Source organism: Curtobacterium oceanosedimentum (genome assembly GCF_020297365.1).
In the GTDB taxonomy this organism is placed as follows: Bacteria; Actinomycetota; Actinomycetes; order Actinomycetales; family Microbacteriaceae; genus Curtobacterium.
Genome location: NZ_JAIXIG010000039.1, coordinates 1 through 21,412 on the forward strand (window position 1 = coordinate 1; position 21,412 = coordinate 21,412).

The window sequence follows — 21,412 nt, forward strand, 5'->3', positions numbered from 1 at the left end:
GACTCTGCCTCGCGCAGCACGCAGGGCAGCAGGAAGTGCGGGAGTTCGACCGAGGTACCGTCGAGCTGGTCGATGAGCGCGTCCGCCGCACGGACCCCCAGCTCGCGGCCCGGCGAGATCATCGTCGAGAGCCTCGGGTGGTGCTGGTCCCCCGCAGCCGCGGACGACGCGATGCTGAGCACCGAGACGTCCTCGGGCACCCGACGGCCGGTTGCGGAGAGGCCCACCAGCAGCCCACCCGACGAGTCGTCCTTCATGATGAGCACCGCCGTGGTGTCCGGCGCGACGTCGAGGAGCGTCCGGGCCGCCTCGCGTCCCCCCTCACTGCCGCCCTCGGTGTACACGACCGCGCCCTCGAGTCCGCGCTCGGCGACGGAGCGTCGGAACGTGGCCTCGACCCGCAGGTGCGGGGCGTACCCGGCCATCGGCGTGCCGTCCAGGTCCTCGAGGACGAGGCCGAAGCGTCGGTGCCCGAGCGCCTGGAGGTGGTCGAGGCCGTCCTCGATCGTCGTCTCGAAGTCGATGTCGACGTAGGGCAGCGCGCCACTGTCGCGGGTGCGGCCGATCAGCGTGAACGGCACGTCGAGCTCGGCGAGCTTGGCGACGCGGGGGTCGTCCATCCGCACCTCCATGAGGATCACCCCGTCGACCAGGCCGCCGGACACCAGGTCGTCCAGGTCGTCGCCGGCCGGGTCGACGGGCCAGAGCACCAGGTGGTAGCCACGCTCCGACGCGCGTTCGGCCGCGCTCATGAAGAACTCGGACGTGGTCGGGCTGAACCGGTTGCCGGTCGTCGGGAAGAGCAGCGCGATGATCCGGGTGCGTCGACTCGCCAGCGCCCGCGCGACGACGTTGCCCCGGTACTTCAGCTCGCGCATCGCGGCGGTGACCCGGGCGGTCGTGGCCGGGGTGACGTACTTGGTGCCGTTCACGACGAACGACACCGTCGCGATCGAGACGCCGGCGCGGTCGGCGACCTGCTGCATCGTGGCCATCGCGGCTCCTGTCCCGGTCGTGGTCGAGGTGGCTCGGGCGCCGACGCTCGGCTCACCCACAGGGTCCAGCCTAGCTTCCGACCGATCCAGAAAAGCGCTTTACAGGTGAAGCGCTTATCTGTTAGCTTCTCGCCCCAGGACCACCGCGACGACGACGTCAGTGGAGTCGTCGCACCGCGTCCTCCCCCGCATCCGCGAAGAGAAGAGCAGTGCAATGAAGCCTGGTTCCCACTCCACGTCCCGCAGGACCCGCGCCCTGATGGGCGCCGCAGCGATCGCCGCGACGGTCCCCCTCGTCCTCACCGGGTGCTCCGGCTCCGGGTCCGCCTCGTCCGGCGGCGGTGGGGGCAGCACGACCCTCACCATCGAGGACTACTACGCCGAGAACTACGACCCGATCTACCAGCAGTGCGCGGAGGAGGTCGGGGCCGAGCTCAAGATCAACCACGTCGCCGGCGCCGGTCTCATCTCGAAGGTGCTCCAGCAGGCGTCGTCGCGCACCCTGCCCGACGTGCTCATGCTCGACAACCCCGACGTGCAGCAGATCGCCGCATCCGGTGCGCTGTCCGACCTCGCCGACTACGACCTCGACGCGGAGGGCGACGTGCCGGGCGTGGCGGGTGCGAACACGTACGAGGGCAAGCTGTACGGCCTCCAGCCGGTCACCAACTCGATCGCGCTGTACTACAACAAGAAGCTCCTCACCGAGGCCGGCGTCGAGCCGCCGAAGACGTGGGACGAGCTCAAGGCCGCGGCGAAGAAGCTCACCGAGGGCTCGACGTACGGGTTCGCGATGAGCAACATCAACACCTACGAGGGCACCTGGCAGTTCCTGCCGCTGTTCTGGTCGAACGGCGGTGACGAGCAGGACATCGCGACCCCGGAGGCAGCGCAGGCCCTGCAGCTCGTCGAGGACCTGCAGAGCGACGGGTCGATGTCGAAGAGCTCGATCAACTGGGCCCAGGCGGACGTCAACAACCAGTTCCTCGCCGGCAAGGCGGCCATGATGATCAACGGTCCGTGGCAGCTCCCCGCGCTGAACGCGAAGAAGGGCCTGGAGTTCGACAGTGTGCCGATCCCGACCCGGACCGGGTCCGAGACCGTCGCACCCCTCGGTGGCGAGGCCTTCACCGTCCCGCAGACCGGCGACGAGGAGAAGATGCAGCTCGCCGGCGAGTTCGTCGGCTGCCTGAACAGCGACGAGATGCAGAAGGTCATCGCGAAGACCACCGGCAACGTCCCGACGAACATCGAGGTCGGGGCCGCGTGGGCGAAGGACAACCCCCAGGTCGCGTCGTTCGTCACCACGGTGCAGACCGCCCGCGCCCGGACCGGCGAGCTCGGGCCGGACTGGCCCAAGGCCGCCACGAAGATCTACACCGCCGTCCAGCTCGCCCTGACCGGCAAGGCCGACCCCGAGCAGGCGCTCGAGCAGGCGCAGTCGCAGAACCAGTAGCGGAGCCGGGGAGCCGGTCCGCGACCGGCTCCCCGTCCCCCGATCGGAAGGACCTGACATGAGCGCCTCGACACAGATCCGGCCCCGGGCGACGACGCCCGCGGCCCCCGCACGACCCGGACAACGCCGCGCACGGCTCCGCTCCGGCTTCACCCGCTGGTTCTTCGTCGCACCGGCGGCGGTCTTCGTCGCCGTGTTCTTCGGCTACCCCGTCGTCAAGAACGTCCTGATGTCGTTCCAGGACTACACGACCAAGACCTTCTTCACCGGCGAGGCCCCCTGGGTGGGGTTCAGCAACTACGTCTCGGTGTTCACCAGCGCCGTCTTCACGACGAGCGTCGTCAACACTGCCCTGTTCACCGCGGGCTCGATCGTCCTGCAGTTCGTCCTCGGCCTCGGCCTCGCGCTGTTCTTCCGGCGGCACTTCCCGCTGTCCGGGTTCCTGCGCGGTCTGCTGCTCCTGCCGTGGCTGCTCCCCCTCATCGCCTCGAGCGCGGTGTGGAAGTGGCTCCTCGACCAGGACAGCGGCGCCCTGAACCAACTGCTCGGGGTCGTCGGCATCGGCCCGGTGCCGTGGCTGGTCAGCCCGAGCCTGGCCCTGATCGCCGTGATCGGCGTGAACGTCTGGCTCGGCATCCCGTTCAACACCACGATCCTCTACAGCGGGCTGCAGTCGGTGCCGCCGGAGCTGTACGAGGCCGGCGCGCTCGACGGCGCCACCGGGTTCAAGGCCTTCTGGTACATCACCTGGCCGAGCATCCGGTCGGTCGTGAGCGTGGTGATCGTGCTCGGGGTCGTCTACACGTTGAAGGTCGTCGACATCATCCTCGGCCTGACCGGTGGCGGCCCGGCGAACTCGACGCAGACCCTCGCCACGAACGCGTACCACCAGTCGTTCATCAACTTCCAGTTCGGCATCGGAGCCGCGGTGAGCAACGTGCTCATCGTCGTCTCGTTCGTCTTCGCGATGGTCTACATCGCGATCTCCAGGAAGGCGGTCGACGAATGAGCGTCGGACTCGCGAACAGCACTGTCACCGCCACCCGGGCGATCACCACCCGGGCCCGGGGCGAGCGGACACGACGACCCCGCGGGTCGGCCAAGGGTCTGCCGTCCACCGTCCTCGGGATCGTGTTCCTCGCGATCATGATCTTCCCGGTGTACTGGATGGTGAACACGAGCCTGCAGGCGACGTCGGGCGCGGCGACGGCCACGTGGTTCCCCTGGAACCCCACGTTCGCCGGGTACCGCGCGGCGTTCGCGCAGCAGGGGCAGAACTTCGTCTCGAGCATGGTCATCGGGCTCGGGACGGTGCTGCTGACCCTCGCCGTCGCCACCCCGGCCGCGTACGGCCTCGCCCGGTTCCGGATGCGCGGCACCCGGGTGTTCCTGCTGGTGCTGCTCATCACGCAGATGATCCCCGGGATCGTCATCGCCAACGCGCTGTACACGCTGTTCAACAACGTCGGACTGCTCAACAGCTACGTCGGGCTCATCCTGGCGGACAGCGCCGTGCAGGTGCCGTTCGCGATCCTGCTGATGCGGGCGTTCATGGAGTCGATCCCGCCGAGCCTGGTCGAGGCGGCCCTGGTCGACGGCGCCAGCGACTTCCGCGCCTTCGTGTCGATCGTGCTGCCGATCAGCCGGAACGCGATCGTCACCGCGGCGCTGTTCACGTTCCTCGGCGCCTGGGGCGACTTCCTCATCGCCCTCACCCTGACGTCCACCGACGCGGTCCGGCCGATCACCCTCGGCATCTACAACTACATCGGTTCGAACGTCACCGACTGGGGTCCGGTCATGGCGACCTCGGTGCTGGCGTCGTTGCCGGCCGCCGTGCTCCTGATCTTCGCCCAGCGGTACATCTCGGCCGGCGCCCTCGGCGGCGCGGTCAAGTGACGTCCCGCCCACTCCACCTCGGTCACCACGGAAGAGAGACCACCGACATGAGCGCCACCACCAGCACCCCGCTCCGCATCACCGTCTGGGGCGAGAACGTCCACGAACAGGTCGAGCAGCACGTCGCCGAGCGCTACCCCGACGGCATGCACGGCGCGATCGCGGACGGCATCCGCGAGCACCTGCCCGAGGCCGTCGTCCGGACCGCCACCATGCAGGAGCCCGAGCACGGCCTCACCGACGAGGTCCTCGCGGACACCGACGTCCTCACCTGGTGGGGGCACGCCGCACACCAGGACGTCGACGACGCCGTGGTCGACCGCGTGCACCGGCACGTGCTCTCCGGCATGGGCCTGGTCGTCCTGCACTCCGGCCACTGGTCGAAGATCTTCGGCAAGCTCATGGGCACCACCTGCACCCTCCGCTGGCGCAGCGAGCACGACCAGGAACTCGTCTGGACCGTCAATCCGCAGCACCCGATCACCCGGGGGGTGCCGAACCCGATCGTCATCCCCGAGCAGGAGATGTACGGCGAGTACTTCGACGTCCCGACGCCGGACGAGCTCGTGTTCATCTCGGGGTTCACCGGCGGCGAGGTGTTCCGGAGCGGCATGACGTACCGCCGCGGAATCGGGAAGATCTTCTACTTCTCCCCCGGTGACCAGGACTTCCCCGTCTACCACCACCCCGACGTCCGCCGCGTGATCGCGAACGGTGCCGAGTGGGCCCGTCCGGAGCGCGAGCGGGAGATCCCGACGCTCCGCCGGTACGACCTGGGCGAGTACTTCGACGGGCAGCACTACCGCGGCCCGTTCGACGACGCCGAGCCGGAAGCGGTCGACGCGTGAGCCCGCTGCGCGTCCTGCAGGTCGGCGCCGGCGGGATGGGCCGCGCCTGGCTCGCGACCGTCGCCGCCGAGCCGGAGGTCGAGCTCGTCGGCATCGTCGACCTCGACCTCGACGCCGCCCGCGCCGGGGCCGAGCACGCCGGGGACCCGTCGATCCCGGTCGGCACGGACCTGACCGTGCTGGCCGCCGAGACCGGTGCCGAGGCCGTCCTCGACATCACCGTGCCGGTCGCGCACCACCCGGTCACGCTGCAGGCGCTCCGTGCAGGGCTCCCCGTGCTCGGCGAGAAGCCGGCCGCGCAGACCGTCGCCGAGGCGCTGTCGCTCGCCGCCGCCGCCGAGGCCACCGGCACGCTGTTCATGGTGTCGCAGTCCCGCCGCTACAACGACCAGCTCGTCGCGTTCCGGCAGCACGTCCGCGACCTCGGCACGGTCGGCGGCCTGAGCACCCGGTTCGCGAAGGCCCCGCACTTCGGCGGCTTCCGCGAGGAGATGGACGACGTCCTGCTGCTCGACATGGCGATCCACGCCTTCGACTCCGCCCGGTACGTGCTCGAACGCGACCCGGTGTCGGTGTACTGCGAGTCGTGGAACCCGGCGTGGTCCTGGTACCGCGGGGACGCAGCCGCCGCAGCGGTGTTCACGTTCGAGGACGACGTCCGCTACGTCTACGACGGCTCGTGGTGCGCGCCGGGTGCCGAGACCTCGTGGAACGGCGACTGGCGTGCCTCCGGCGCGGCCGGCACGGCACTGTGGGACGGTGACCACGACCCGTCGAGCGACCTCGAGGGCACTCCGGGCGCACCGGCAGCGGCACCGTCGGTCGGGCACGAGATCGCGGGCGCACTGGCGTCGTTCGTCCGCGCGGTCCGCTCCGGCGGGGTGCCCGACGGTGAGGTCCACGGCAACGTCATGAGCCTGACGATGGTCGACGCGGCCATCGCGTCCGCCCGCAGCGGTCGCCGGGTCGTCATCGACGAGGTGCTCGAGCAGGCGCACCGGGACGCAGTCGCCGCCGAGCGGGACGAGGCGGTGCGCGACCGCCTGACCGGTTGGGGTCCGGTGCGCGACGTGCTCGCCGCGCACACGACGGCGGCGACGCCGGCGGGCTGATCGCCGGCGCGTGCGACGCACGCACCCGACGGACGGGAGGCCCGTGGTGACACCGCCACGGGCCTCCCGTCTGCGTTCTCCGGCGATCCGCGCCTGCGCGGACGCCCGACGAGGACGCCGACGGTTACGGTTTCGGTGTGCACGGACAACGGTCGTCGGACAGCGGCACGACGGCGGAGCCCGTCGTGCTCGTCGCCGCCGACCCGCGCCGGCGGACGGGCCGGACGCCGTGGCGGCTGGTCCTGGTCGGCGTGGTGGTCGCCGCGCTCGTCGGCGGAGCCGCCGTCGCCACGGCCGGCACCCTCGTCGCCCAGCGCATCGCCGAGTCGTTCGCCGTGCGCGACGCGACGAGCGACACGGCGGCCCTGGCGCGGGTCGTGGTCGAGCCGGCACTCGGTGACGCGATCGCCGACCGCGCCGTGCCCGAAGCCGACCGCGCGGCGGCACGTGCCCGGCTGGACGCCGCGGTGGCCGGTGAGCTCCGCGCGGGGTCGGCCGTCCGCATGAAGCTCTGGGCCGCCGACGGCACCGTGCTCTGGTCGGACGAGCCCCGGCTGGTCGGCGAGCGCTTCCCGCTGTCGGACGAGGACCTCGAGGCACTGGAGTCCGACCGGTCCGACGCCGAGGTGTCCGACCTGCAGGAGCCCGAGAACCGGTACGAGCGGGGGCACGGACCGTTGCTCGAGGCGTACCAGGCGGTGCACACCCCCTCGGGCGAGGCGCTGCTGTTCGAGGCGTACCAGCCCTACGACGACGTCCTGGCGCGCGCCACGGACCTGCGCCGGTCGTTCGCCACCCTGGCGTTCGGCACCGTCGCCGTGGTCCTCGCCCTGCTCGTGCCGTTGCTGCTCTGGCTGCTCCTGCGGATCCGGTCGGGGCAGCGGCTCCGGGAACGGCTGCTCGGCCGGGCGCTCGACGCCGAGTCCGCCGAGCGCCGCCGGATGGCCGCCGAGCTGCACGACGGCCCGGTGCAGGACGTCGCCGGGCTCGCGCTGTCCCTCGGCGCCGCACCCGCGACCCGCGACGCCGCCGCCGTGCTCCGGGGCGCGGTGTCGTCGCTCCGCACCTCGATGTCGGCCATCCGACCGGCGGCTCCCACACGTGACGGCCTGGGGCCGGCGCTCGACGACGCCTGCGCACGCGCTCGCGCCGCCGGCCTGACGACCGACGTCGACGTGCCGCCCGTGGTCGATGCGTCGTCGGCGGCGCTGCTCGCGGTCGTGCGCTTCGTCCGCGAGGCCGTGTGGAACACCGTCAAGCACGCGGCCGCGACCCGGGTCGAGGTCACGGTGTCGCGGGTGGGCGCCGTGGTCCGGGTGGTCGTGCGCGACGACGGCACCGGGTTCGACCCGACCGTCGTCACGCGGGCACGGCGCACCGGACACCTCGGCACGACCCTGCTGCGCGAGGTCGCCGAGGACACCGGCGGTTCCCTGCGGCTCCGCGCGGCGCCGGGTGCGGGCACCACCTGGGAGCTCGAGGTACCCGCCGACGTCGAGGCCCTGCGGTGAGGGTGCTCCTGGTCGACGACCACGCGCTGGTGCGGAGCGGCCTGCGTGCCGTGCTCGCGACGACCGACGACTGCGAGGTCGTCGGCGAGGCGGCGACCGGCGAGGAGGCCGTGGCCCTCACGCCCGTGCTCCGCCCCGACGTCGTCGTGATGGACCTGTCGATGCCCGGCGCCGGCGGCGTCGAGGCCACCCGCGGCGTGCGGGCAGCGTCGCCGACCACGCGGGTCCTCGTGCTCACGACGTTCTCGGACGACGACCGGGTGCGCGCCGCACTGGCCGCCGGCGCGACCGGCTACCTGCTCAAGGACGCCACCCCCGACGACGTCGTCGCGGCGGTCCGGGCCGCCGCACGCGACGAGGCCCCCATCGACCCCCGGGTCGCCCGGGCGCTGCTCCCCGGGGCCCGTGTCGCCGACCCCGGTCCGGACCTGCCGCCGCGCGAGCGGGACGTGCTCGTCCGGCTCGCCCGGGGGATGTCGAACCGGCAGATCGCGACGGAGCTCGGCATCGCGGAACGCACGGTCAAGGTCCACGTCGGGTCGCTCTTCCGGCGCATCGGGGTGGCGGACCGGACGAGTGCGGCGCTCTGGGCGCGCGACCACGGCTGGTGACCGGGAGCTGCTGCGCGGGAGCGGCTGCGCGGGGTACTAGTACCAAGGTCCGATGGTGCCGCGGCCCGGCTGCGACGACGATCGACGCAGCGGCCACCCCGGCCCACCAGGAGGCACTCATGCACACCCAGCGCTCACGCCGACGCAGCACCGCCATCGCCGCGGTGGTCGCCCTCGGCGCCGTCGCGGCAGCCGCCCTCGTCGGCGTCTCCCCCGCGAACGCGTCCGGCAAGACCTCGACCGGCGGCGACTACGCCGTCACGATCAACGGCAGGACGACGAACCCGGCAGTCGGCAAGGACTACAAGGTGAAGGACGTCGCCGCTTCGGGCACCATCGCCGTCCGTGGCAAGCACAACCGCTTCGACATCCGCGTCGCCGACCTCGGGGTGTACGACTACACGCTCACCGGTGCTCCGGACACGCAGCGGATGGTCACGGAGCCGACCGTCGTGTTCGCCTCGAAGGTGCCGTCGCTCACCCCGGCGCAGCTCGCCGGGGCCAGGCTGTCGCAGCTCGAGATCAGGGACGACACCCTCGTCGCGATCTTCGGCACGTCCCTCGGCAAGCTGAAGATCCAGGCGAAGGACGGTGCGCAGGGCGGCATCTTCCAGATGGAGACCGAGTTCTCCGGCCCGGTCACCTTCACGCACACGCTCGGTGCGGGGCTGTTCTACTTCGAGAACCCGTACACCGGGAAGATCAACTTCGGTGACGGCACCGCCGCGGTGACGTCCGGGAGCGGCGCGCACCAGATGCTCCTCGGCAAGGACAGCCCGCAGGTGGCGACGAAGACCTCGCAGACCACCACGACGACCACCTGGACGGTCCAGCCCGGCGGTCGGATGGGTGGGGTCCTCGGCGAGGACGCCGTCGAGCTCTCGCAGGGTGCCACGAACTGCACCAGCGACTGCCAGGCGCAGAACCGGATCCGCGGCTCGCTCCCGGTGCCGCCGGACCCGGTGGACCCGACGCCCCTGGCGGTCGCGCGCACGCGCTGACCCGCACGTCCCGCCGGGCGCGGCCCGGGCGGTGGACGCGACAGGAGACGGACGGGAGGCCCGTGGCGACACCGCCACGGGCCTCTCGTCCGTCACGCCGTCGCGACGCGCACCTGCGCGTCAGCGCGGGATGACCGAGAACAGGAACTTCTTGCGGACCATGTACCAGGCCAGCAGGATCAGCACCGAGTGGACCACGAAGCCGATCCAGAAGTCACCCCACGGCACTCCGGGGATCGAGGCGATGGCCAGCGCGAAGAACACCTGCCAGACGAAGACGTACAGGCTGGCCTGTCCGAGCGGGATCCAGAGCCACCCGATGGCGGCGGCGATGGGCTTCCAGAACACCGTGAGGATCGCGTACGACACGATCGCGAAGAACGCGATGTCGACCAGGCGCCCCCACTGCAGGTCCACCCGCTGGTAGGCCGTGTTGTACAGGGACTGGTACATCGTCTCCGGGAACGGCGCCGGGGTGAACCCGTAGTGGTCGCCGGCCCACACGTACACCAGGAACGCCGCGTAGCCGCCGACGGCGACACCCACCAGGATCTTGCCCAGGCGCCCGGTGAGCGCGCCGACGATCTGTCGCCGGTAGTACCCGAGCACGAGCCCGTGGGTGAACACGACCTGCCAGGTGAGCAGGGGGAACACCGCCTCGAACTGCGAGTTCAGCGGGCGGAAGTCGGGGTTGAGCGCCTGGAACACGTAGAGCGCCCAGCTCACGGCGAGCAGCGCCCACCAGAAGCCGCGGCGGATCACCCAGATGAGCAACGGGATGAACAGGCTCAGCACCACGAACAGCCCCATGATGTTGAACGGCCACGGCCCCATCTCGAGCAGCAGGAACTGCCGGATCGCGTACCAGGGCGGCGGGTAGGCCAGCAGCTGCATCGCGTTCGGGTACAGGTCGTAGACCCGGCCCTCGGCGTCGACCCCGCCGGTCCCGGTGCCGCGGTCGGTGAACGTCGTGATCGCGTCGGTGTTGAGGAACGGGACGAAGCTCAGCGCGAAGACCACCGCGATCACCACGAGCGTGACGACGTACTGCTTGCGCGCACGCTTCCACGCCCCGATCGCCGCCGCCCACTCGCCGAACTTCTTGACGGCGAACGGGTAGGTCATGCCGAGCACCATGCCGGACAGGAACACGAACATCTCGGCGCCGGTGATCGCGCCGACGGCGTGCAGCGTCAGGTACGAGTACGGGCCGCCGATCTCGATGTGGGTGATCACCACGGCCAGGATGATGAACCCGCGGAACAGGTCGAGCCGCAGGTCCCGGCCGGGTTTCCCGTCGTCGGGGTACCGCCAGCTCGGCAGGATCCTGCCGATCACCCCGCTGAGCAGGAACACGACGGCCAGGCCCGCGGCGAGCCAGACGATCCACGCCATCTGGTCGCCGCCGGTCTCGTACTCCTGCGAGATCGCGGCGTTGCCCTCCTGCACGGTCACGCGGTCGGTGACGGGTCCGAAGACGAAGTCGCCGGACCGCTCGAGGTCGGTCCGGAACGACCCGGCGATGGCCGGCACGGCGGTCAGCCGCCAGTCGGCGATGCGGTTGCCGGCCTCGGGCTCGCGTCGTTCCGTCTCGAGGACCGTCATGCCGCGGATGAGCGGGCGCTCCTGCACGGCGGCGAGGACCTGCCGCCACCAGCTCCGCTTCACCTCGAGCTGGGAGTCGCCCTGCAGTTCACGGTTGTACAGGGCACCGGTGTCCAGCAGCATCGGACGGTCACCGGCCTCGGCGAACCGGTCGTAGAAGCTCTTCGGCTGCGGTTGGTCGTACCCCCAGTCCTCGTCGAACCGGGCCTCGACCTCGCCGCTGCGGGTGAGCGGGACGGCTCGACCCGCGGCCTCGGTCGGGTCGCCCTTGCCGTACGAGAACATCGAGAGCCCGACCCAGTCGGCGGCCTCGGCGCCCGGCCAGTACGGGCCGTACGGGTCGTCGGCGCCGGTGAGCTGCCCGTCGCCGTTGGTGTCCGCCTTGGCGACGTCGACCGGTGACAGGTTGCGGAGGCGCCCCGCGGACTCACCGAAGGGGTAGCCGGCGCCGTACGACGGGGACCACACCATGAGCGCGTCCGAGGAACCGGCGTGCACCGTGTCGCTGAGCGAGCGGAACGTCCGGACGAACTCGGTGGGTTGCTGCCCCCAGCGCACCCACGAGCCGTTCATCTGCGGCGCGTACCGGACGAGCACCTGGGTGTCGTACTGGTCGTGGAGCTCTTCGAACACGGAGTTGACCGCACGGGCGTCAGCGGTGTCCAGCGATCGCAGTTCGCGGTCGGGTTCCAGGCTCACGACGAGGACCGCGCCCTGGGTCGCGGCTGCGCGCGCGGAGCGCAGGAGCTCCTGTCGCGCCGTGCGGTCGAGCGGGTAGTCGACGGACACCCCGTACATCGACGGTGTCGCGCCGAGCCGCCCCTCGTACCCTTCGGGCGAGTCGCTGGCCCAGTCGAGGTCCGGTCCGAACCAGGCGGTCCCGTCGGCCGGCTGCACGGCGGCAGTCTGCACGGACGCGGCGGACGCTGCGGACGCCGGCAGCGCGCCACCGAGCAGGAGCGTGGCGAACGTGACGAGGAGGGCGGCCGCGCGGGCCACGGACTTCTTCACCGCGCGCACGCAAGGGTCCAGACGTTGTGGCCGGGCTCGTGCCGGTGCTCCAGCCGGTCGAGCGCGGCGATGGCGAGCGCGAGGCCCCGACCGCTCTCCTGCTCGACGTCGGCCATCGTCACCGCGCTCAGGTCGATGTCGACGGGCATCCCGTTGTCGGTGAGCACCGCCGTCAGCTCGCGGTCGGTGGCCGCGAGGCGCACGGTGTACCGCCGGCCGGTCTCGCGGTCGGTGCGCACGGTGTGCTCGACGATGTTCGCGGCCACCTCGGCCAGTGCCGTCTCGAGGGCGAAGCGCAGACGGAGGTCGTCGATGTCCAGGCCGTCCCACCACGCGGCGAAGCGGTCCTGGACCACGTCGAGGGACTCGGGTGTCGCGGCGACCTCGAAGGTGGTCTCGGTGGTCACAGGGGTCCTCCGGCGGTGCTCGACTCGTGTTCGGACTGGGTGGCCGTGCTCGGGCCGCGGTACAGGACGGCACGGATCACGATGCTGAAGATGAACAGGTCGAAGACGACCCACGCGGTGTTCACCAGGGGCGCGATCCCGGAGGCCTGCCCGGTCAGGTAGCGGATGCCGATCATGACCAGCGCGGCGACCAGGGCGCCCATCGCGTAGAGCTGCGGCTTGACCAGGTCCCACCGCGGCTTCTGCTCGGTCTCGTCGCGCACCTTCGGCGTGACGCGGAACCCGAGCGGCTTGCCCCGGTAGACGTTCTCGAACGCGCTCGTCACCGACTCGATCCAGACCGGGAACAACGCGAGCGAGTACTGCTGCCCGCGCCACGTCGGTCTGCCGGCGGCCACCACCCAGAACAGCAGCTGGTTGAGCACCAGGAACGGGATGAGCCGGGCGAAGAAGTCGACGCTGTACGCCTGGACCGGCACGACGCCGAACGACAGGCAGAGCACCGGCGCCGCGATGTAGACGATCGCCGCGAACCCGGACAGGTAGCTCCACATCGTCGAGAAGTACATGAGCCGCTGGCCCCACGACAGGCCCTTCTGCACCAGGGGGTTCTCGCGGAAGAACACCTGCATGGTGCCCTGCGCCCACCGGAGCCGCTGCACGAGCATGGTCGGCAGGTCCTCGGGCGCGAGCCCCTTCGCCAGGATCTCGTCGTGGTACGCGGACTTCCAGCCGAGGCCGTGCAGGCGCATCGCGGTCGCCATGTCCTCGGTCACCGAGATCGTCGCCAGCGGCATGATCGGCTGGGCCTCGTCGTCGCGGTTGACATCGAGGGCACGGGCGAGCACGGCGATCGACTCGATGGCGGCGACCGGTGAGGCCTCGCGGCGGCCGAGCACGTCGAGGGCGGCGTCGTCGAGCCCCGCGAAGGTGTTCGCGTCGGTGGACATCGCCGCGAGCTCCTGCAGGTCGTTCCGCACCGACTCGAGGTCGGCGGCGGCGAACCGGAACGCGATGGCGTCGATCCCGCGCTGGAACGCGTACGTCACGTCGCCGAGGGGTTCGCCGGCGCGCACCTGCTCGCGGGCCTGGTCGACCACCTGTTCGGCGTCGTCGAGGGCGGCGAGCACGCGCGGGTCGGTCTCGGTCTCACGGGAGCGCGCGAGCAGCGTGCGCGAGGTGGCGAGGGTGCGCTGCACGGACGCCTCGACCTCGGCCACGTACCGCGAGATGCCGAGCTGCATGAGCGCCTCGCGCCGCAGGATGGCGTTCGACCCGCAGAAGAACGCGGCGTTCCAGCCGTCCTTCGACTGCTGGATGGGGCCGTAGAACAGCGGTGCCTGGCTGCCGAGGGGGTCGTCGTCGGGCACGTTCTCGAACCACTGCGGCGTCTGCACGAGCGCCATCTTCGGGTCCTTGAAGTAGCCGAGCGTGCGGTCGAGGATCGCTGGGTCGGGCACCTGGTCGGCGTCGAGGATGAGCAGGAACTCGCCCTGGGTCGCGAGCAGGGCGTTGTTGAGGTTGCCCGCCTTGGCGTGCCGGGGTCGGTCGACCCAGTCCGCGCCGCGCGTGATGACCCCGATGCCGAGCGCCTCGGCCGCCGCACGCATCTCGGGGCGGTCGCCGTCGTCGAGGATCCACGTCGTGTGCGGGTGCGTGATCGCCTTCGCCGCGCGCGCCGTGCGTTCGACGAGGTCGATCGGTTCGTTGTAGGTCGTGATGAAGACGTCGACCGTGACGTCGGACGACGGCTTGGTCGGCGGCTCCCCCCGCTCGCGCAGGCGCCACGCACCGAGGGCGAACAGGAGCGAGTCGATCACGCTGTAGGTCTCGGCCAGGATGAGCGGCACGGCGATCCACCACGACTGCCAGTTCACCGAGGCGGCCCACCGCCAGATGATGTAGTTCAGGCCGGCCAGGGACGCCAGCAGTGCGACGGTGCGCACCGTGACGAGTCTGCGGTTCGCGGTCCCGGTGGCGAGGCGTCGCCGGTCCTGCCGACTGACGTCCAGCGCGGTCACCGGGCCGCCCCGTCCACGGCGTCGCCCACCCTGCTCCGTCGCAAGCGTTCCTCCTGATCCACGGTGCCCTCTGGTCCGCGCGGCCCCTGTCCGACCGCAGCGTCACACCTGTCTACCCCAGCGTCCGGCGCCCTGCCACTCCGTGGCCCCGATCTGGGGACGAGACCGTGGCGTTCCCGGCCAGGAGACGGCAAGCTGCTGGCAGGACCCTGCCGCCGGCAGTGCGTCATGCGGATCAACGGAGGGACCGATCGTGTCGCAGCACCGCCTGGTCATCGGAGCCGGCCCGGTCGGCCGACACGTCGCCGCCCTGCTCGTCGACCGCGGCGACCGGGTCACCGTGGGCACCCGATCGGGCCGCGACACCGGACTGCACGGGGTCGAGCACGTCGCCCTCGACGCCGCCGACCCCGAGGCGCTCAGCCGGGCCGCCGAGCACGTGGCGGTCCTGTACAACTGCGCGAACCCCGGCGACTACACGCAGTGGGAGCGGACGTGGCCGCCGCTGGCGGCGTCGATGCTCACCGCAGCGGAGCGGGCCGGCGCCGTGTACGCCGTCACCGGCAACCTGTACCCGTACGGACCCGTGACCGGACCGATGCACGCGGGACTCCCCGACGCCGCGACCGACCACAAGGGCGTGCTGCGCGCGCGGCTCTGGGCGGACGCCCTGGCGGCGCACCGCGCCGGACGGGTCCGCGCCGTCGAGGTACGCGGGTCGGACTACCTCGGCCCGGGCATCGGTCCGAACGGACACGTCACGCGGGTGCTGCCGGCCGCGCTCCGCGGGGAGCCCGTGACGATGATCGGTCGCACGGACCTGCCGCACACCTTCACCGACGTGCTCGACGTCGCTCGCACCCTGGTCGCCGCGGCCGACGACGACACCGCGCTCGGCCGCACGTGGATCGTGCCGAGCAACCCGCCGCGGTCGCAGCGTCAGGCCCTGACCGACGTCCTCGCCGCCGCCGGGCACGCTCCGGTGCGGGTCCGCAGCCTGCCGGGCGGCGCGCTGCGGGCGCTCGGACTCGTGTCGCCGATGCTGCGCGAGCTCGCCGACCTGCGGTACCAGTGGACGGCGCCCTACGTGGTCGACGACACCGAGACCCGCGACCGGTTCGACCTCGAGCCCACGCCGTGGGACGAGGTCTGCCGCCGCACGGTCGACGGCGTCACCGCGTGAGGACGGGGTGGGACGCGCCGTTGCGTCCCACCCCGCCCTGCTCGTACCGCGACACGGGTGCCGCGGGTCCTGCGGCTCAGACCACCACGAGCCGCGAGTACTGCGCCGCCGAGAGCTGCTCGGCGGGACCACCACCGGTGGGCACGCGCCACAGGCCCGGCGTCGGACCACCGTCGATGTCGAGGAACACGTCGCCGGCCTCGTCCGCCGCACCGACGAACGACCCGCGGCCGTTCGCGGTCGCGCCGCTCGTCGTCAGCTCGGTCGTGGTCCCTGCCGCGTCACGGGTGACCAGGTGCGTCAGCGTCTTGTCGACGTGGCACCCGCCGGGGCTGCCCTCGGAGACGGCGGGGCACCACTCCTGCGACTGCACGAGCGAGAAGTGGGTGGAGTTGACCGCCGCGTACTGGTGGGCGTAGCGCGTCGAGAACTGGGTGAACGTCGTGGCGTGCGCCGGGAGCGCGTACCACCCGGTGTACGCCGAGCCACCGAAGGCCTGGAAGCTCGGGTAGAGCGTGCCGTGTCCGTCGGCGACCAGTCCGTTCAGGTACCCGAACGCCGAGCCGCCCGGGAACGTCACCGTGCGCTTCGTCACGGTGCCCGAGGGGCTCGCGGTGTTCACCAGCGCGTCGTGGGTCGTGCTCACCAGCGTCGAGACGGTGCCGTCCCGGCCGACCGCCCACTGCGTGCGGGTCGATCCGCTCGCCGTGCCGGCGAAGGTGACCACCGTGCGCGCCGGCTGGCCGTCGTCGGCGAGCTTCTGCACCGAACCGGACACCGAGTCGAGCCAGTACAGGTCGCCGTGGGCGTCCGAACGCAGGTCGGCGGTCAGGTGCAGGCCGGACGCGATGGTCTCGGTCGGACCGCCGTCGGCCGGGTGCAGCAGGATGCTGGTGCGGTCCGCCGAGGGGGTGAAGACGTCACCGGCGGCGTTCGCGGTGAACCCGGCGCCGTCCGTCGCCACCGTCGTCGGCTCGTCGGACCCGGACGTGGGGAACCGCACGACGTCGCCGTCGCCGTCAAGCGCGAACAGCGACGCCGTCGTCTGCTGCTCCGGCTCGGTGGGTGCGGCGGGCGTCGTCCAGCGCCCGACGATGGTCCGGCCGTTCGCCCGGTGCCCGAGCGCCCGCACCGAGTACCGGTAGGTGGTGGCCGGCGTCAGCTCGTCGAAGCCGGCCGACCTCGCACGCGAGTGCAGCCGTCCGGCCTGCCGGTCGTGGTCGTCGTGGACGGCGGCGATGGCGACCTTCCACCCGGCGACCCGCGCACCGTGCCGCGGGGCGTGCCAGGTGATCGTGGCGGAGTCGGCATCGCCGGTGATGCGGACCACGGTCGGGCTGCCCGGCGCCGACCCGCCGGAGCCGTGCGCCGTCGCCGGCGCCGCTCCCCCGATGACGAGCGCCGCGGCGACCACCGCGGTGACGAGTGCTCGGTACACGATGGATCCCCTGCCTCCTCCGCGGCTCCCTGCGCCGCGGCTCCCGACATCACAGCACCGCGTGGGCCCGCGGGGAACGGGACCGGGAGCGATCTGCGGTTCCCCGCAACGCATCGGCGGGGCGCGCCCCGCCGGAAGCACCCCGCCGGCACTGCGTGACGAGCGTCAGGGGCGCGCACAGACGGACGGGAGGCCCGGTGCCAACCGGCACCGGGCCTCCCGTCTCGTGGGTGGTCGCGTCAGTAGCGCGGCTTGCGCGCCGGGCGGTCGTCGCGGTCACCGCGCGGGGCGCGGTCGCGGTCCCGGTCTCGGTCGTCCGAGCGACGTGCACCGCCACGGCGGTCCGGACGGATCTCGATGAGCTTGCCGCTGATCCGGGTGTCCGTCAGGCGGTCGAGCACGCCGCGGTCCATGTCGGCCGGCAGCTCGACGATCGAGAAGTCCGGGCGGATCTGGATCGCGCCGAAGTCGTCGCGGCGCAGGCCGCCCTCGTTCGCCAGGGCGCCGACGATCTGGCGCGGCTCGACGCGGTGACGGCGGCCGACCTCGATGCGGTACGGGGTCATCGGCTGGGAGCGTCGCGGTGCACGGTCGCCGCGGTCACGGTCGCCACGGGCACCACGGTCGTCGTCGCGCTCACGGCGGTCCCCGCTCCGGCTGTCGCGCTCGACGCGGTTCCGCAGCTCGTCGGCCTTCGGGTCGAGCAGCAGCGGGTCCTCGCCCTGCGCGACGACGGCCAGCGCGGCGGCGACGTCGTCGGCGGGGACGTCGTGGTTCCGGACGTAGTGCGCGATGACGTCGCGGAAGGCGGTGATGCGGTCCTGCTGCTCGAGCGCCGCGGTGATCGCGTCGTCGAAGCGGGTCAGGCGCGTCTCGTTGACGTCGTCGATCGTGGGCAGCTGCATCTGGGTGAGCGGCTGCTTGGTGTGGCGCTCGATCGCCGACAGCAGACGACGCTCGCGCGGCGTGACGAAGCTGATCGAGTCGCCCTTGCGGCCGGCGCGACCGGTGCGGCCGATGCGGTGGACGTAGGACTCGATGTCGACGGGGATGTCGTAGTTGACGACGTGGGTGATGCGGTCGACGTCGAGCCCACGGGCGGCGACGTCGGTGGCGACCAGGATGTCGAGCTTGCCGGACTTCAGCTGGTTCACGGTGCGCTCGCGCTGCGCCTGGGCGACGTCACCGCTGATCGCGGCGGCGGCGTACCCGCGGGCACGGAGCTTCTCGGCCAGGGTCTCGGTCTCGCTCTTGGTGCGGACGAAGATGATCATGCCCTCGAAGTCCTCGACCTCGAGGATGCGGGTGAGCGCGTCGACCTTCTGCGGGTACGACACCATCAGGTAGCGCTGGGTGATGTTCGCCGCGGTCTTCGTCTTGGTCTTGACGGTGATCTCGGCCGGGTCGGTCAGGTACTGCTGCGAGATGCGGCGGATCTGCGCGGGCATCGTCGCGGAGAACAGGGCGACCTGCTTGTCGTCCGGCGTCTCGGCGAGGATCGTCTCGACGTCCTCGGCGAAGCCCATCTTGAGCATCTCGTCGGCCTCGTCGAGCACCAGGTACTTCAGCTCGGACAGGTCGAGGGTGCCCTTGGCGATGTGGTCCATGATGCGACCGGGGGTCCCGACGACGACGTCGACGCCGCGGCGGAGTGCGGACAGCTGGACGCCGTAGGCCTGGCCGCCGTAGACGGGCAGCACGTGCACGTGCTTCATGTGCGACGCGAACTGCTCGAACGCTTCGCACACCTGCAGCGCGAGCTCGCGGGTCGGGGACAGCACGAGCGCCTGCGGCACCTTCGCGCCCGACTCCATGCGGGACAGGATCGGCAGCGCGAACGCCGCGGTCTTGCCGGTGCCGGTCTGCGCGAGGCCGACGACGTCGCGCCCCTCGAGCAGCGTCGGGATGGTGGCCTCCTGGATGGCGGAGGGGGTCTCGTAGCCGATGTCCTTGACGGCCTTGAGCACCGCGTCGCTCAGGCCGAGGTCGGCGAAGGTCACCACGGGCCCCTCGTCGGCGGCCTCGGTGGTGCTGGTGTTCTCGGTGCTCATGGGGAGAACGGTATCTCGGATGGGACGCCAGCAGTGAATGCGGAGCCGTGCGGTGCAGGGCCGGACGCCCCGTGTCGACCGCGGCCGACCGGTGCATTTGGTTGCACAACGGAAGTAACGGATGTATCGTTGCGCGGTCTGCAAAGTTTCACAGTCCGAAAAAGGAGTTCGATGACCGCCACCGCACCCGTCCCGGTGCAGCCCGGCCGCCACGCAGCCGAGGCCACCGCGGCCTCCGGCGACGCCGGCCAGCAGCCGCTCATGACCCACCGTCAGATCCTCCTGGTGATCTACGGGCTGATGGCCGGGATGTTCCTGTCCTCGCTCGGCCAGACGGTCTTCGGCACGGCGATCCGCACGATCGGTGACGACCTGAAGGGCCTCGACCAGCAGGCCTGGGTGACCACGGCGTACCTCATCACCTCGACGATCGCGACGCCGATCTACGGCAAGCTCTCCGACATCTTCGGCCGCCGTCCGCTCTACATCTTCGGCATCGTGGTGTTCATCCTCGGCGCCGTGCTGTCGTCGATGTCCTCGTCGATGCTCATGCTCGCCGCCTTCCGCGCGGTGCAGGGCATCGGTGCCGGCGCGCTGATGTCGCTGCCGCTCGCGATCATGGGCGACATCCTCGCCCCGCGCGAGCGCGCCAAGTACCAGGGGTACTTCCTGGCCGTGTTCGGCATCTCGTCCGTGATCGGCCCGCTCATCGGCGGCGTGCTCGCCGGCTCGTCCGAGATCCTCTGGATCACCGGCTGGCGCTGGGTCCTGCTCATCAACGTGCCGATCGGCATCGCCGCGCTCCTCATGGTGATCGTCTTCCTGCACCTGCCGAAGGTGCACGGCGTCGACGACGCGAAGCCGCGGATCGACTGGTGGGGCGCGACCGCCGTCATCGTCGCCCTCGTCCCGCTCCTGCTCGTGGCCGAACAGGGCCGCATCTGGGGCTGGGGCTCCCCCGCCGCGATCGCCTGCTACGTGATCGGCGCCGTCGGCCTGGTCGCCCTGCTGCTCATCGAGTCGAAGATGGGCGACGCGGCGATCATCCCCCTCAAGCTCTTCCGCTCCGGCACGTTCTCGATGGCGACCGTGATCGGGTTCCTGGTCGGCTTCGCGATGTTCGGCGCGATGCTCACCATCCCGCTCTACCTGCAGATCGTCGTCGGCCTGACCCCGACGGAGTCCGGCTTCGCGACCCTGCCGCTGGTCGGCGGGCTCATGATCGCGTCGATCGCGAGCGGCCAGATCGTCGCCCGCGTCGGCCGCTACCGGATCTTCCCGGTCATCGGCACCGCCCTGGTGTCCGCCGGCTACGTCGTCCTGACCTTCATGTCGATCGACAAGCCGCTGTGGTTCCTGATGATCGGCATGTTCCTGATCGGCCTCGGCCTCGGCTCGGTCATGCAGTCGCTGACCCTGGCGTCGCAGGGCTCCGTCGAGGCCCGTGACATGGGCGTCGCCACGTCGTCCGCCACCTTCTTCCGCCAGATCGGCGGCACGCTCGGCACCGCCGTGCTGCTGTCCATCCTGTTCTCGGTGATGCCGGCGAACATCCTGCACGCGACCGCGAACGAGAAGGACCTCAACGCCGCCCTGCAGGCAGCGACGAACCCGTCCGTCGCCACCGCGCCGCGCAACGCCGGCGCGATGGACAAGATCTGGACGCCGGTGGTCACCCCGATCGAGCAGGGCATCCAGCAGCAGCTCGACCAGGCCACCGAGCAGGCGGTGCAGGCCGCGGGGCCGTCGGCTCCCCGGGCCGCCGTGCTGGCAGCGGTCGCCGAGCAGGCACACGCCTCGGTGCAGGACGGCCGCGTCGTCGTGGACTGGTCCGACACCGCGCAGCGCACCTACTGGGTCGACCAGGTCACGCCCGACCTGGCCGAGCGGATCGAGGACGGCGACGGCACCAGCTCGAGCGCCACGTCGACCAACGACACCTCGTTCCTGACCGGTGCCGACAGCGCCCTGACCCGCCCGTTCATGGCCGGCTTCAACGCCTCGTCCGTGACGATCTACTGGGTCGGACTCGGCGTGATCCTGCTCGCGTTCGTGCTCACCTGGTTCTTCCGGGTGCCGCCGCTGCGCCAGCGGTCCGCCCTGCAGGAGCGCGCCGACATGTCGGCCGAGGCGAAGCTCGAAGCCGAGGCCGGACTGGCAGCGGCCGAGGCCGGGTCCTTCACCGGGCCGATGACCGGCTCGACGCCGACCCAGCGCCGATGACCGACCGGGCCGCCCGCACCACGGACCCGTCCGACGCGGG

General features: G+C 71.5%; 16 protein-coding genes. 10 read left to right on the forward strand and 6 right to left on the reverse strand.

Annotated features, from left to right (window positions below; all coding sequences use genetic code 11):
* On the reverse strand, positions 1-1,055 hold a 1,055-nt coding region (locus tag LEL83_RS14670; RefSeq protein ID WP_225559363.1), incomplete at its 3' end, for a LacI family DNA-binding transcriptional regulator.
* A 154-nt stretch (positions 1,056-1,209) separates the two neighbouring features.
* Here LEL83_RS14670 and LEL83_RS14675 point away from each other — a divergent pair.
* From LEL83_RS14675 to LEL83_RS14710, 8 genes are all read left to right on the forward strand, one after another.
* A complete protein-coding gene (locus LEL83_RS14675) occupies positions 1,210-2,451 on the forward strand; it encodes a sugar ABC transporter substrate-binding protein (RefSeq protein WP_225559364.1) in 1,242 nt (413 codons plus the stop codon).
* Between the two features lie 58 nt (positions 2,452-2,509).
* The gene (locus LEL83_RS14680; RefSeq protein WP_225559365.1) at positions 2,510-3,460 is read left to right on the forward strand and encodes a carbohydrate ABC transporter permease; all 951 of its coding nucleotides are present in this window, start codon (positions 2,510-2,512) and stop codon (positions 3,458-3,460) included.
* The gene (locus LEL83_RS14685) at positions 3,457-4,350 is read left to right on the forward strand and encodes a carbohydrate ABC transporter permease (protein ID WP_225559366.1); all 894 of its coding nucleotides are present in this window, start codon (positions 3,457-3,459) and stop codon (positions 4,348-4,350) included. The genes LEL83_RS14680 and LEL83_RS14685 overlap by 4 nt, the downstream gene beginning before the upstream one ends.
* Before the next feature lie 47 nt (positions 4,351-4,397).
* Positions 4,398-5,198, forward strand: a complete 801-nt coding sequence (locus LEL83_RS14690; RefSeq protein ID WP_225559367.1) for a ThuA domain-containing protein — start codon at positions 4,398-4,400, stop codon at positions 5,196-5,198.
* A 5-nt stretch (positions 5,199-5,203) separates the two neighbouring features.
* Entirely contained in the window at positions 5,204-6,310 is a 1,107-nt protein-coding gene (locus tag LEL83_RS14695; protein WP_225559375.1) for a Gfo/Idh/MocA family protein, read from the forward strand.
* Positions 6,311-6,447: 137 nt separating this feature from the next.
* Positions 6,448-7,821, forward strand: coding sequence for a sensor histidine kinase (locus LEL83_RS16335; protein WP_225559368.1), 1,374 nt, complete (start codon positions 6,448-6,450; stop codon positions 7,819-7,821).
* On the forward strand, positions 7,818-8,432 hold the full coding sequence (locus LEL83_RS14705; RefSeq protein WP_225559369.1) for a response regulator: 615 nt from the start codon (positions 7,818-7,820) through the stop codon (positions 8,430-8,432). Before LEL83_RS16335 ends, LEL83_RS14705 begins: the two co-directional genes overlap by 4 nt.
* A 119-nt stretch (positions 8,433-8,551) precedes the next feature.
* Complete coding sequence (locus LEL83_RS14710) at positions 8,552-9,433, forward strand: hypothetical protein (protein WP_225559370.1); 882 nt, start codon at positions 8,552-8,554, stop codon at positions 9,431-9,433.
* Between the two features lie 120 nt (positions 9,434-9,553).
* On the opposite strand, the gene opgC is transcribed toward LEL83_RS14710, so the two are convergent.
* Genes opgC through LEL83_RS14725 form a run of 3 tightly spaced genes read right to left on the reverse strand, consistent with a single transcriptional unit; the run spans position 9,554 to position 14,402 of the window.
* A complete protein-coding gene (opgC, locus tag LEL83_RS16340) occupies positions 9,554-12,049 on the reverse strand; it encodes an OpgC domain-containing protein (RefSeq protein WP_225559371.1) in 2,496 nt (831 codons plus the stop codon).
* Positions 12,046-12,456: an ATP-binding protein gene (locus LEL83_RS14720; RefSeq protein WP_198657771.1), complete on the reverse strand. Its 411-nt coding sequence runs from the start codon at positions 12,454-12,456 to the stop codon at positions 12,046-12,048. Before LEL83_RS14720 ends, opgC begins: the two co-directional genes overlap by 4 nt.
* A complete protein-coding gene (locus LEL83_RS14725; protein ID WP_198658598.1) occupies positions 12,453-14,402 on the reverse strand; it encodes a glycosyltransferase in 1,950 nt (649 codons plus the stop codon). The genes LEL83_RS14720 and LEL83_RS14725 overlap by 4 nt, the downstream gene beginning before the upstream one ends.
* Before the next feature lie 328 nt (positions 14,403-14,730).
* Here LEL83_RS14725 and LEL83_RS14730 point away from each other — a divergent pair, with 328 nt between their 5' ends.
* On the forward strand, positions 14,731-15,660 hold the full coding sequence (locus tag LEL83_RS14730; RefSeq protein ID WP_225559372.1) for an NAD-dependent epimerase/dehydratase family protein: 930 nt from the start codon (positions 14,731-14,733) through the stop codon (positions 15,658-15,660).
* Between the two features lie 76 nt (positions 15,661-15,736).
* Here LEL83_RS14730 and LEL83_RS14735 read toward each other — a convergent pair whose 3' ends face one another.
* Positions 15,737-17,098 (reverse strand): fibronectin type III domain-containing protein, encoded by a 1,362-nt coding sequence (locus tag LEL83_RS14735; RefSeq protein ID WP_225559373.1) that lies wholly within the window; start codon positions 17,096-17,098, stop codon positions 15,737-15,739.
* A 239-nt stretch (positions 17,099-17,337) separates the two neighbouring features.
* Positions 17,338-19,149, reverse strand: a complete 1,812-nt coding sequence (locus tag LEL83_RS14740) for a DEAD/DEAH box helicase (RefSeq protein WP_198657768.1) — start codon at positions 19,147-19,149, stop codon at positions 17,338-17,340.
* Between the two features lie 171 nt (positions 19,150-19,320).
* On the opposite strand from LEL83_RS14740, the gene LEL83_RS14745 reads away from it, so the two are divergent.
* Complete coding sequence (locus tag LEL83_RS14745) at positions 19,321-21,372, forward strand: MDR family MFS transporter (RefSeq protein WP_225559374.1); 2,052 nt, start codon at positions 19,321-19,323, stop codon at positions 21,370-21,372.
* The last annotated feature ends 40 nt before the right edge of the window (positions 21,373-21,412 follow it).